General features: G+C 73.3%; 9 protein-coding genes. 5 read left to right on the top strand and 4 right to left on the bottom strand.

Annotated elements, in window-relative coordinates:
* The first annotated feature begins 11 nt into the window (after positions 1-11).
* The 4 genes from ACH9D2_RS05595 (at position 12) to ACH9D2_RS05580 (ending at position 5572) form a co-directional block, all read left to right on the top strand.
* Positions 12-1178, top strand: coding sequence for an SRPBCC family protein (locus ACH9D2_RS05595; RefSeq protein WP_396361779.1), 1167 nt, complete (start codon positions 12-14; stop codon positions 1176-1178).
* The gene (locus ACH9D2_RS05590; protein WP_396361778.1) at positions 1175-3127 is read left to right on the top strand and encodes a BCCT family transporter; all 1953 of its coding nucleotides are present in this window, start codon (positions 1175-1177) and stop codon (positions 3125-3127) included. Before ACH9D2_RS05595 ends, ACH9D2_RS05590 begins: the two co-directional genes overlap by 4 nt.
* A 126-nt stretch (positions 3128-3253) precedes the next feature.
* Positions 3254-4099, top strand: a complete 846-nt coding sequence (locus ACH9D2_RS05585) for an IclR family transcriptional regulator (RefSeq protein WP_396361776.1) — start codon at positions 3254-3256, stop codon at positions 4097-4099.
* A 168-nt stretch (positions 4100-4267) separates the two neighbouring features.
* On the top strand, positions 4268-5572 hold the full coding sequence (locus tag ACH9D2_RS05580; protein ID WP_396361775.1) for a class I SAM-dependent methyltransferase: 1305 nt from the start codon (positions 4268-4270) through the stop codon (positions 5570-5572).
* Here the strand turns inward: ACH9D2_RS05580 and ACH9D2_RS05575 are convergent.
* Positions 5569-6441 (bottom strand): hypothetical protein, encoded by an 873-nt coding sequence (locus ACH9D2_RS05575; protein WP_396361774.1) that lies wholly within the window; start codon positions 6439-6441, stop codon positions 5569-5571. The genes ACH9D2_RS05580 and ACH9D2_RS05575 overlap by 4 nt on opposite strands.
* A 221-nt stretch (positions 6442-6662) precedes the next feature.
* Here ACH9D2_RS05575 and ACH9D2_RS05570 point away from each other — a divergent pair, with 221 nt between their 5' ends.
* A complete protein-coding gene (locus ACH9D2_RS05570) occupies positions 6663-7337 on the top strand; it encodes an SDR family NAD(P)-dependent oxidoreductase (protein WP_396361773.1) in 675 nt (224 codons plus the stop codon).
* A gap of 46 nt (positions 7338-7383) precedes the next feature.
* On the opposite strand, the gene ACH9D2_RS05565 is transcribed toward ACH9D2_RS05570, so the two are convergent.
* The 3 genes from ACH9D2_RS05565 to ACH9D2_RS05555 all read right to left on the bottom strand — a co-directional run bounded on the left by ACH9D2_RS05565 (position 7384) and on the right by ACH9D2_RS05555 (position 11840).
* Entirely contained in the window at positions 7384-8499 is a 1116-nt protein-coding gene (locus ACH9D2_RS05565; RefSeq protein ID WP_396361772.1) for an NAD(P)-dependent alcohol dehydrogenase, read from the bottom strand.
* A 118-nt stretch (positions 8500-8617) separates the two neighbouring features.
* On the bottom strand, positions 8618-10252 hold the full coding sequence (locus tag ACH9D2_RS05560; protein ID WP_396361770.1) for an ATP-binding cassette domain-containing protein: 1635 nt from the start codon (positions 10250-10252) through the stop codon (positions 8618-8620).
* Positions 10253-10529: 277 nt separating this feature from the next.
* Entirely contained in the window at positions 10530-11840 is a 1311-nt protein-coding gene (locus ACH9D2_RS05555) for an MFS transporter (protein ID WP_396361769.1), read from the bottom strand.
* Positions 11841-11848 lie beyond the last annotated feature (8 nt).

Genomic DNA, 11848 nt, shown 5'->3' with positions numbered 1-11848 from the left:
AGGAGTTCGAGTTGTCGACCAATGTTGTCTCGGAGAGTCTGATCTCCACCCTGCCCGGATCCACCTACGTGGACGAGGCCGTGTTCCGCGCCGAGCAGGAACGCATCTTCGAGCAGATGTGGTTCTGCGCCGTGCGCGCCGGTGACCTCGACAAGCCCGGAGCCTTCCGCACCGTGCAGATCGGCCGGGAGTCCATCATCATCACCCGCAACCGCAAGCACGGCATCCGCGCCTTCTACAACATCTGCCGCCACCGCGGCGTGAAGCTGTGCATGGAGGACAGCGGCGAGGCCGGACGCTCCTTCCAGTGCCCCTACCACGCCTGGACCTACGACTTCGACGGCAAGCTCATCGCCGCCCCCAACCTCACCAAGATGCCCGACATCGACCGCCAGGAATACGGGCTGGTCACCGTCCCGGTCCGGGAGTACCTCGGCTACGTCTGGGTCTGCCTGGCCGAGAACCCCCCCTCCTTCGAAGAAGACGTCATGGGCGACATCCAGGACCGCCTCGGCGACACCCAGGCCATCGAGGGCTACGACATCGCCAACCTCGCCCTGGGCCGGCGCATCACCTACGACGTGAAGGCCAACTGGAAGCTCATCATCGAGAACTTCATGGAGTGCTACCACTGCGCCACCATCCACCCCGAGCTCACCGAGGTCCTGCCCGAGTTCGCCGACGGACTGGCCGCCCAGTACTTCGTCGGCCACGGCGCGGAGTTCGGCGACGACGTCCTGGGCTTCACCGTCGACGGCTCCGAAGGCCTGGACAAGCTGCCCGGCGTGGACGACGACCACGACCGCCGCTACTACGCGATCACCGTCAGGCCCACCGTGTTCGTCAACCTCGTGCCCGACCACGTGATCATCCACCGGATGTTCCCCATGGCCCCGGACCACACCATCGTGGAGTGCGACTGGCTCTACCTGCCCTCCGTGGTCGAGTCCGGCAAGGACGTCTCCGCCTCGGTCGAGCTCTTCCACCGCGTCAACCAGCAGGACTTCGACGCCTGCGAACGCTGCCAGCCCGCCATGAGCTCCAAGATCTACGCCACCGGCGGAGTCCTCGTCCCCTCCGAACACCACATCGGCGCCTTCCACGACTGGATCACCGACAAGGTCGGCGACGTCGTGGGCGCGCAACCCGGTACCAAGAGCCAGGAGAAGATCCGATGAGCAACGACGACCCTCGCGTCGACCCGACGCCCGACGAGGGGTCGACGGCACAGTCCGCGACGCCACCCGTGGACGACACGACCCTGCTGCACGAGGCGGAGGCCGAGGAGGCCGCGATCCTCGACGAGCTGAAGGTCGGCGTCGTCGAGCGGCGCAAGTCCTTCCGCGCCGGCCTGGAAGGCCTCGACCGGACCATCTTCGTGGTCACCGGAGCGCTCGTGGTCGCCTTCGTGCTCTGGGGGTTCCTCAACACCGAGAGCCTGTCCACCGCCTCGACGGCGGCGCTGGGCTGGGTGCTGGAGAGCACCGGGTGGCTCTTCGTGCTCCTGGCCTCCCTGTTCGTGGTCTTCGTCCTCTGGCTGGCCATCGGCCGGTTCGGCAACATCCCGCTGGGCCAGGACGGTGAGCGCCCGGAGTTCCGGACGGTGTCGTGGATCTCGATGATGTTCGCCTGCGGCATGGGCATCGGCCTGATGTTCTACGGCGTCGCCGAGCCGCTCTACCACTACATCTCCCCGCCGCCGGCCACGGCCGACGCCCAGACGGCCGAGGCCATCGAGGCGGCGATGGCCACGTCCCTGTTCCACTGGACGCTGCACCCGTGGGCGATGTACGCGGTGGTCGGCATCGCCATCGCCTACGGCACCTTCCGCCTGGGCCGCAAGAACCTGCTCTCCGAGGCGTTCGTCTCGATCTTCGGGCGCAAGGCCGTGGACGGCGTGGGCGGGAAGATCATCAACATGCTCGCCATCTTCGCGACCGTGTTCGGGACCGCCGCGTCGCTCGGCCTGGGCGCCCTGCAGATCGGCAGCGGCCTGCAGTTCAACGGCGTCGTCGCCGAGGTGACCACCCCGATGCTGGTGGCCGTCATCGCTGTGCTGACGTTCTGCTTCGTGGCCTCGGCCGTCTCCGGCATCGCCCGCGGCATCCAGTTCCTCTCGAACACCAACATGGTGCTGGCCCTCCTGCTGGCGATCATCATCTTCGTGGTGGGCCCCAGCGTCTTCATCCTCAACCTCATTCCCTCCTCGGTGGGCTCCTACGCGCAGATGCTGCCGGAGATGTCCGCCCGCACGGAGGCCGTGGGCGACGAGGGGATGCGCGAGTGGCTCTCGGGGTGGACCATCTTCTACTGGGCCTGGTGGGTCTCCTGGACTCCCTTCGTGGGCATGTTCGTCGCCCGGATCAGCCGCGGCCGGACCATCCGCCAGTTCGTGGTGGGAGTCCTCGTGGTGCCGTCGTTGGTGTCCCTGCTGTGGTTCGCCGTCTTCGGCGGCACGGCCATCGACATCCAGCGCACGGCCAATGCGACGCCCGATCCGGGTGACGGCATCGCCACGGTCGTGGACGGGTCCCCGACCATCTCCTTCGACAGCGCGATCTACGACATGTTCACCGGTCTGGACCTGCCGCAGGCCGTCACCGTCGGCCTCGCTGTGCTGGCCATGGTGCTCACGGGGATCTTCTTCGTCACGGGCGCCGACTCGGCGTCCATCGTGGCCGGCTCGCTCAGCTCCCGCGGCAGCCTGGAGCCCTCCCGCCCCGTCATCATCTTCTGGGGTGTGCTCATGGGCAGCGTCGCCGCGGTGATGCTCCTGGCCGGAGGCGACGATCCCGCCGCCGCCCTGGGCGGCCTGCAACGGCTGACGATCGTCTCGGCTCTGCCGTTCATCCTGGTGATGCTCCTGCTGTGCTTCGCACTGGCCCGCGACCTCCGCCAGGATCCGATGTGGCTGCGCAAGCGCCTGTCCGACTCCGTGATGAACCGCGCGGTGCGCAGCGCCGTCGACGAGTACGGGCACCAGAAGTTCACCCTGGTCACCCGGGAGAGCACGGACCCGAACACGGCCGAGTTCCGGGCCGTGGACGCCACGGCCGCTGGTCAGCCCATCTATGCCCAGGAGAACGGCCAGGCCCGGAAGAAGGGGGCGACGACCACTCGCTCATGACGAGCGTGCTGGGCCGGGTGCACGCCCGGCCCAGCCCGCACTTCCCGGTCACCAGGCCCGCCGGGACCGGCTGCCCACGGACGGAGCGGACGGAGCGCGACAATGACGATTGACTACCATGGGGTCATGTCCCCACAAGCCACCAGACCTTCATCCACTTCCGACGCCGCAACGGAGCAGACCAGCTCGGACGGAGTGACCCCGGGCGGTGTCCAGTCCGTCGACCGGGCGATCACGGTGCTCGAGGTCCTCGCCCGCACCGGTGGCTCGACGGTGACCGAGGTGGCCGCGGAGCTGGGAGTGCACAAGTCGACCGCTTCGCGGTTGCTCGGCGCCCTGGAGCTCCGGGGCCTGGTGCACCATCCGAGCGACGGGAGCAAGTACCAGCTCGGGTTCGGCATCCTGCGGCTGGCGCACGCGATCCCCGGCCGGCTGAGCGTGGTGGCCGAGGCACGCGACGAGATCCGCGAGCTGGCACGGACCCACGCCGAGACGGTCAACCTGGCGGTCCTCCGGGAGGGCCACGCCGTCAACGTGGACCAGGAGATGGGCCCCTCCTCGGTCGCGACCCACGACTGGATCGGAAGCCTGACCCCCCTGCACGCCACCTCCAGCGGCAAGGTGCTGCTGGCGGGGCTGCCCTCCGAGGAGAGAGCCCAGATCCTCCGCGCCCAGGGCCTGCCGGCGCTCACCGCGCGCACGTTCACGTCGAAGAAGCAGCTGGAACGGCAGCTGATCGACGTGGCCGCCCAGGGCTACGCCACCGTGTGCGAGGAGTTCGAGATCGGGCTCAACTCCGTCGCTGTGCCCGTGCGGGACCATCTCGGCACGGTCATCGCCTCGATCAGCGTCTCGGGACCGGCCTTCCGGTTCACGGAGCAGCACATGGCCGACCTCATCGAGGACCTCAAGGAGGCCGGTCTGCGGGTCAGCCGGCGCATGGGGTACGCCCCCCTCGGAGATCCCGAGTAGGTCGTTCCGCGCCCCACCGGCCGCCGCGCCCCTCCCCCGTGAACCCACCGCTATCCCCCGAGCTGCCCGCAATGTTTCGGCGGTCTCGGGGCGTACCGGTGACTTCGTGCCTCAGGCGGGACACCCTGGACCGTGGCGTCCCCTGGCGCCGGAGGAGGAGCGATCGACATGGTGAGGACGTCGGGGGCGGCCCCGCGGCTGGCCGAGGTGCTGGGCATCGTGCTGGGCACGGACCGGGTCCCGGTCCGGTTGCGCGCATGGGACGGTTCGGAGGCCGGTCCGCCCGGTGCGCCGGTGATCGAGATCCGGTCCCGGCGGGCCCTGCGCCGGCTCCTGTGGTCGCCCGGCCAGCTCGGTCTGGGCCGCGCCTACGTGGCGGGCGAGCTCGATCTCCCCGGCGACGTCTTCGCGACCGTCGCCGCCCTCACCGCCACCGGCAGACTCACCGAGCCCGTTCCCCTGACGGTGCGCCAACGGTGGAGACTGCTTCGGACCGCCGTGAGCCTGCGCGCCCTGGGACCGGAACCGGCCCCGCCCCCGGAGGAGGTGGACCTGGGCGGATACGGCGGGCGGCACTCCAAGACCCGCGACGCCGCGGCGGTCTCGCACCACTACGATCTCGGCAACGACTTCTACACCGTGCTCCTCGGCCCCTCCCTGGTCTACTCCTGCGCCGTCTGGGACGACCGGTCCGGGGGACTGGAGGCGGCGCAGGAGGCCAAGCACGACCTGGTCTGCCGCAAGCTGGGGCTGCGGCCCGGCATGCGGGTGCTGGACGTGGGCTGCGGCTGGGGCAGCTTCGCCCTGCACGCCGCCCGGCAGTACGGGGTCGACGTCGTCGGGGTCACCCTCTCCCCCGAGCAGGCCGCCCTGGGGCGGGAGCGGGTGTCCGCCGCCGGGCTGGCCGAGCGGATCGAGATCCGGGTCCAGGACTACCGCGACGTCGACGACGGTCCCTTCGACGCCATCTCCTCGATCGGCATGTCCGAGCACGTCGGCGACGACCAGATCGACGGCTACGCCGCGCACCTGCACGGACTGCTGCGCCCCGGCGCCCGCCTGCTCAACCACGCGATCGCCCGGCGCACCGGGGCCCCCTGGCGGACCGGGGAGGCCCCGCACGATCCCGGCACGTTCATGGCCCGCTACGTCTTCCCCGACACCGAGGTGCTCAGCCTCACCCGGATGATCGGTGCGCTGGAGGCGAGCGGCCTGGAGGTCCTCGACGTGGAGGCCCTGCGCCCGCACTACCGGCTGACCCTCCGGGCCTGGGCGCAGCGCCTCGAAGAGCACTGGTCCGAGGCGGTCCGGCTGGTCGGGGAGGGGCGGGCCCGCGTGTGGCGGCTCTACCTGGTCGCCGCCGCCTGGACGTTCGAGTCGGGCCGGCAGGGCGTCAACCAGGTGCTCGTGCAGCGCCCCGGCGGCGCCCCGCCGTCGCTGGCGCGGCCCTGGAGGGCGCCCGCGGAGCGCTAGGCGCGGAAGGAGGCGATCATCGCCTCGACCTGCCGGTGCTGCTCGGACCGGGCGTACTCCCGGGCGGCCTCGAGCGTGGGGAAGTCGTGGACCGAGCTGAAGATCACCGTCCGGTAGGTGATGCCGTTGGGCGCGACCACCCCCGTCTCGACCATGCCCAGGCCGTACATGACGTGCGGCAGCATCGCGGTGGGCGGCGGTTCGTCCGCATCGGTCAGCGAGGTCACGAGCCGCACGGCGTCCGGCCAGCCGTACGCGTTGCGCAGTTCGGGCGCGGACGTCAGGTCCATGGCCACGGAGCGCACCACGAACTCCCCGCTGCTGGACAGGGGCACGCCTCCTGGGACGTCCCCGAGGTGGGCCACCGGCGGCATCGAGCAGTCGGGTCCGCACTCGGCGCCCCAGGCGATGAGGACCGACAGGTGGCCGACGGGGGCGCCGCCCGGCCCGAGCACCGTCACCGTGCCGCCGACGTCCGAGAACTCCCCGTCCACCCGCCACGTCGCGGGCAGCTCGAAGGCGAAGGCCGCGTCGGCGGCCGTGCCCGTGTACGTCACGAGCTCCACGGGAGCCGGGGTCGGACTCCCGGTCGGGCTCGCCGTGGGTGTGCCGGTGGGACTCGCCGTGGGTGTGCCGGTCGGGCTCTCGGTGGGCCCGGCGGTCGGGCTCGCGGAGGTCGGCGACGGGGACTCCGTGGCCGGTTCCGAGCCCGTCGGGGACTCCGCCACCGTGGTGGCCGGGGACGCGGCGGGGCTCGTGCCCTCCCCGGAGGGGTCCTCGCCGGACGGGGCGCCGCAGGAGGCCAGGAACAGCAGGGCCGCGGCGGCCGCGGCCAGCGTCCGGATCGATCGCGGCGTGGTCGGTGACATGTGGATGGACCCCCGATCGCGGAGCACGAACGCCGCGGGCGTCCGCCCGGCACGGCCCCGAGAACTGCAATCTACGCCGAGCGGTTCGCAACCGGCAACGGCGGAGGACGGTCGTTCGACGATCGTTGTGGAACTGCACATCACTGGGCGCTGTCGGAGAGCCTGGGTACGCTCGGAGCACGGCCCCGTTCCGGGGCCGCACCGGGGACGGGAGTGGTGGCATGGACCTGAACGGCGCGAAGATCCTGGTGGTGGGCGCGACCGGCGTCCTCGGACAGCGGCTGTGCGAGCGACTGAGCGAGCGCACCACCGACATCGTGGTGACCGGCCGCTCCGCCTCGGGTGCCGAGGAGCTGCGGCGCCGGCTCGGCCTGCGCGCGGCCCACGCCCTGGACCTCGTGGACCACGACGACGCCGCCGCGGTGGTGCACCGGGCGGCCGAGGAGCTCGGCGGGATCGACGCCGTGGTGATCGCCACCGGGGTCGCCGCGTTCGGCCCGGCGGCCGACGAGGACGAGGCCGTCGTGGAGGAGCTGTTCGAGGTCAACGCCCTCGGGCCCATGGCCGTGATCCGGGCGGCCCTGCCCCACCTCTCGGACGGCGGGGCGATCGCGGTCCTCACCGGCGTGGTCGCGGAGCTGCCGCTGGCCGGGATGGCCGGCTACGCCGCCAGCAAGGCGGCCATGGCCTCGTGGCTGGGGTCGCTGCGGCGGGAGCTGCGCCGTCGCCGGATCGCGGTGGTGGACGCGCGGCTGCCCCACATGGACACCGGGCTCGTGGACCGGGCCCTGACCGGCCTGCCGCCCCGCCTGCCGCCCGGGCACAACGTGGACGACGTCATCGCCGCGGTGGAGCTCGGTCTCGAGCGCGGCGTCCACGAGCTCCGGATCGACTGAACCGGGGCGCCGCTCTCGCCGGACCCCTCGCGGCGGGGGCGCCGGGTCAGCGGGGCATGCGGATGACGGGCTTGACCACGTCACCGGACTTGCTGTCGGCCAGGGCCTGCTCGATCTCGTCGAGCTCGTAGAAGCGCACCAGCTCGTCGAAGGGGAACCGTCCCTGCCGGTGCAGGTCGATCAGGGCGGGGATGAACCTGCCGCTGCGACTGCCGCCGCCCAGCACCCCGAGAATCCGCTTGCCCCACAGCGCACGCAGGTGGTCGAGGCTGAACCGCGCCTGGGCGGGCGCGCCGCCGATGAGCACGAGCGTGCCCAGCATGCCCACGCAGTCCGCGGCCTGCTCCACGACGGGGATCACCCCGGTGCACTCGAAGGCGTAGTCGGCGGTTCCGCCCGTGATCCGGGCGACCTCCGCGACCACGTCCGTGTCCCGGGAGTTGATGACGTGGGTGGCCCCGTAGCGGGTGGCCAGCTCGAGCCGGGAGTCGTGCAGGTCCACGGCGATGACCGTGGTGGCGGCGGTGCAGCGGGCGGCCATGATCGCCGCCAGCCCCACGGCCCCGACGCCGAAGACGACCAGGGACGAGCCCGGCCCCGGTCGGGCCTCGTTGAGCACCGCGCCGGCACCCGTGCCCAGCCCGCAGGCCAGGGGGCCGAGCAGCTCGAGCGGCACGTCGTCGGGCGCCTTCACGAGGGCGTCGGCGAGGACGATCGATCGGGTCGCGAACGAGGACTGGCCGAAGAAGTGACCGGAGACCGTCGAGCCGTCGGACCGGGTGTAGGCCGAGGTCCCGGCGTCCTCGCCCCGGAAGCGGCGGCCCGAGACGAGGGCCTCCCCGGTCCGCAGACAGTACCGGGGCTGCCCGTCCAGGCAGTTGCGGCACGCCCCGCACGAGGGCCAGCCGATGACGACCCGGTCGCCGGGCGCGACGGCGGTGACGCCCTCGCCGACCTGCTCCACGATCCCCGCGCCCTCGTGGCCCAGGATCCCGGGCAGCGGCAGCGGCATGTCCCCTTCCCTGGTGATGGCGTCGGTGTGGCAGACCCCGGTCGCGACGATGCGGACCAGGGCCTCCCCCCGGCCCGGTCCGGCGAGCTCGACGTCCTCCAGCTCGAACGGGGCACCGATCTCCTCGACGACGGCGGCGCGGATCCTCATGGTGTGCTCCTCAGGATGTCGTGGCAGCGGAGCTGCCGGCGGTGACGGCGGTCACCCGTCCCCTGCTCCGCAGTCTAAGGTCGGCGTCCCGCCGTGTCCTCCGCCCGGTTCCGGGCGGTCACGGCCTCAGCCGCGGCCAGCCCTTCGTGTCCCGCAGGAGCTGCCGGTCGTGGGTGGTCAGCACCACCGCCGCGGCCGTCGCGGCGAGGGCCTCGGTGAGCTCGTCCACGAGGGCGATCGAGAGGTGGTTGGTCGGCTCGTCCAGCAGCAGCACGTGCGGCCGGGACGCCAGCACGACGGCGAGCTCGAGGCGCCGGCGCTGCCCGGCGGACAGCTCCGCCACGGGGCGTGCGCGGTCCCGCGCCGTCAGCAGGCCCAGTGCCTCCAGGGGCGCCACCTCGTGCTCGGCCAGCCGGTCCGCGAGCACCAGGCGGACGAGCTCCTGCTCGTACACCTCCTGGGCGGAGCGCGCACCGTGCCGGAGTCCCTCCTGCAGCAGGTGGCCGATCCGCACCCCGGGCGCGGAGGTGCGCCGCCCCGTGTCGGGGGCCAGCGCGCCGGCGAGCACCTGCAGCAGGGTGGACTTGCCCGCCCCGTTGGGCCCTCCGACCACCAGCCGGTCCCCCGACTCCAGCACCACGTCGACGGGCCGGAGCAGCCGGTCCTGCACCGTGACGCCCTCGGCGCGCACCAGTTCGACGCCGGGCAGCACCGGCAGCTCCGGCACCGCGAGCACCAGCGGGGGCTCGGGGACGTCCACGCGGTGCCGGTCGAGGTCCTCCTGCCGGCGGTGCACCGACCGGACGAGCCCCGGCGCGCGGGTGGCGCGGGTGTGCTTGCCGGTGCCCTTGTCCGGCCGCCATCCGTCGACCAGGCGGGAGCGCGCGCGCCGGAGGTCCCCGGCCAGCCGGACGTGCTCGGCCTGCTGCTCCCGGTGGTCGTGGATCCACCGGGAGCGCTCGGCGGTCCGGCCGGCACGCCAGCCCGCCACCCCGCCGCCGTACCACCGCGGGCGGCCGTCCCGGCTGGGGTCCAGGTCCAGGACGGTGTCGACGACCTGGCCCAGCAGCCGCCGGTCGTGGCTGACCAGGACCACGCCGCCGCGGAACTCGCGCAGCGCCGCGCCCAGGTGGGCCAGCCCCGCGGCGTCGAGGTGGTTGGTGGGCTCGTCCAGCAGGAGGAGGTCGTGGACGGTCCCCAGCAGGCAGGCCAGGCGCACCCGGTAGCGCTGGCCGACCGAGAGCGTCGCGAGCACCCGAGAGCGGTCGGTCACGGCGTGCAGGGCCTGCAGGGCCAGGTCCACCCGCCGGTCGGCGTCCCAGGCGTCGAGCGCCTGGGCGACCGCCAGCGCCTGCGCGTACTCCTCCGCCGCGCCCGGCCCGCCCGCGGCGAGGGCGCGGGCCGCGGCCTCGACCTGCGCCACCGCGGTGTGCTCGGCGGTGAGCTCGAGGTCCAGGAGGTCTCCCACGGTGCCCTCGGGAGGCACGGGAAGCTCCTGGTCGACCACGGCGAGCGTGCCGGTGCGGCGGACGGTGCCCGCGTCCGGCAGGAGGCCGCCGGAGAGCACCTCCAGCAGCGAGGTCTTGCCGCGGCCGTTCTCCCCGACCACTCCGAGGCGGGTGGTGGGGGTGATCGTGAGGTCGAGCCCGTCGAGGACGGTGCGGGAGCCGCGGACCAGTCGGATCCCGGTGGCGGTCAGCTGGGCGTGCTCGCCCGCGGGCACGGCGGGACGGTGGACGGGAACGGTGGACATGCTTCCTCCGGGGTGCGGAGCGGCACGCGGCGCACGGCCGGGGCTCCTGGCGAGGGGACGGGTGGGCAGAAGGACGACCCGCCGCGGCGGATGTGCTGCGCGGCGGGATCCGGGGCCCGTCAGAGGAAGAAGTGGTGGAACATGGTGGCTCCAGGATAGCCCCGGACCGCCCACCCCGAGCGCCGAGCCCCCGGTGCTGCGCCGGATCCCCACGAACGACCCTGGGGATCCGAGCCAGGGCTGGGTGCTCGGCGGAGTGGGGCGCCGGGTCTCCGGGTCAGGGCGTCCGGCGCTCGCGCAGGACGCCGGCCATCAGGGCCGCGACGAGCGCGAAGCCGGGGACCACGACCAGCGCAGCCCGCAGCCCCACGGCGTCGGAGAGCACCCCGATGACCGGGGACAGGCTCAGGAAGCTGATGCGCATCAGCCAGCTGACCATGGCCAGGCCCGTCCCGGTCCGCAGCCCGGGGATGTCGTCGGCGGCGTGGAAGGCCGCGGGCACGAGCGTGGCGCAGCCGAAGCCGGCCAGCGCGAAGCCCGCGACGGCCACGGCCGGCACCGGGGCGAGGACCACGAGCAGCATCCCGGCCGCGCTCAGGGCGGCGCCGGCGCGGACCACCGCGGCACGGCCCCAGCGGTCGGTCATGGGGTCGCCGAGCATCCGGCCCACGAACTGCGCCGCCATGAGCGCCACGAGCCCGAGCCCCGCGGCGGCCGGCGGAGCGCCGAGCGCGGTGCCGAGGTACACCGCCGACCAGTTCTGCCCGGCGTCCTCGACCATGACACCGGCCATCGCGATCATGGCCACGGGCAGGAGGCTGACGACGACGATGCGCCGCGCCGACCGCTGACCCGTCCCGCCGCGCCCGGACCGCGGGCCGGGCCGGGAGCCCGGGGCGGCGGGGACCGTCGTCGTCGTGCCGTCCGGCAGCGGGCCGTCCGGCAGCGGGTCGTCCGGGCCGACCGTGCGCAGGCCCCGGCCCTCCGCCGGGCTCAGCGCGGAGCGAAGCGCCACGAGGGCGACCGCGCTCCACACGAGTCCGCTCGCCGGCAGATGCCATCCGAGCGGCACGCCGAGGGCGAGCGCCGCAGTGCCCATGAGCCCGCCGACCACGGCGCCCAGGCTCCACAGGGCGTGCAGGGAGTTGATCACGGAGCGGCCGCGGGCGCGCTGGACCTCCATCCCCTGGGCGTTCTGGGCGGTGTCCACGTGGGCGTCCAGCGCACCGCCCAGGAACATCGCGGCGAGGAACACCCCCACGCCCAGGCCCGTGCCGGCGCCCGGCCCCGCCCCTGCTCCGGCGCCCGCGAGGCACACGGAGAGCAGGACGGTCCCGAGTGCCGCCACCCGGCCGGAGCCGAACCGGCGGATCGCCCGGGCGGGGAGGGCGCCCACGAGGATCGCCCCGAGCGGGAAGGCCACGACCACCAGTCCGTAGAGGGTGTTGGAGAGCCCGAACGCGTCCTTGACCTCCGGCAGGCGCGGCAGCAGGTTGGCGTAGAGGGCGCCGTTGGTGAGGAAGAACGCGGACACCGCGATGCGGGCGCGCCGGACCCGCGCGGGGTCGAGGGCGGTGGGGACGGTCACGCCCACGA

The sequence above is a fragment of the Kocuria rhizosphaericola genome (assembly GCF_044462205.1).
In the GTDB taxonomy this organism is placed as follows: domain Bacteria; phylum Actinomycetota; class Actinomycetes; order Actinomycetales; family Micrococcaceae; genus Kocuria; species Kocuria rhizosphaericola.
This window is presented reverse-complemented; position numbering and strand designations above follow the sequence as displayed.

Coding starts and splice junctions, on each gene's coding strand:
- ACH9D2_RS05575 (WP_396361774.1), bottom strand. CDS start 6,441: ATGTCACCGACCACGCCGCGATCGATCCGGACGCTGGCCGCGGCCGCC.
- ACH9D2_RS05560 (WP_396361770.1), bottom strand. CDS start 10,252: ATGTCCACCGTTCCCGTCCACCGTCCCGCCGTGCCCGCGGGCGAGCAC.
- ACH9D2_RS05580 (WP_396361775.1), top strand. CDS start 4,268: ATGGTGAGGACGTCGGGGGCGGCCCCGCGGCTGGCCGAGGTGCTGGGC.
- ACH9D2_RS05570 (WP_396361773.1), top strand. CDS start 6,663: ATGGACCTGAACGGCGCGAAGATCCTGGTGGTGGGCGCGACCGGCGTC.
- ACH9D2_RS05590 (WP_396361778.1), top strand. CDS start 1,175: ATGAGCAACGACGACCCTCGCGTCGACCCGACGCCCGACGAGGGGTCG.
- ACH9D2_RS05585 (WP_396361776.1), top strand. CDS start 3,254: ATGTCCCCACAAGCCACCAGACCTTCATCCACTTCCGACGCCGCAACG.
- ACH9D2_RS05565 (WP_396361772.1), bottom strand. CDS start 8,499: ATGAGGATCCGCGCCGCCGTCGTCGAGGAGATCGGTGCCCCGTTCGAG.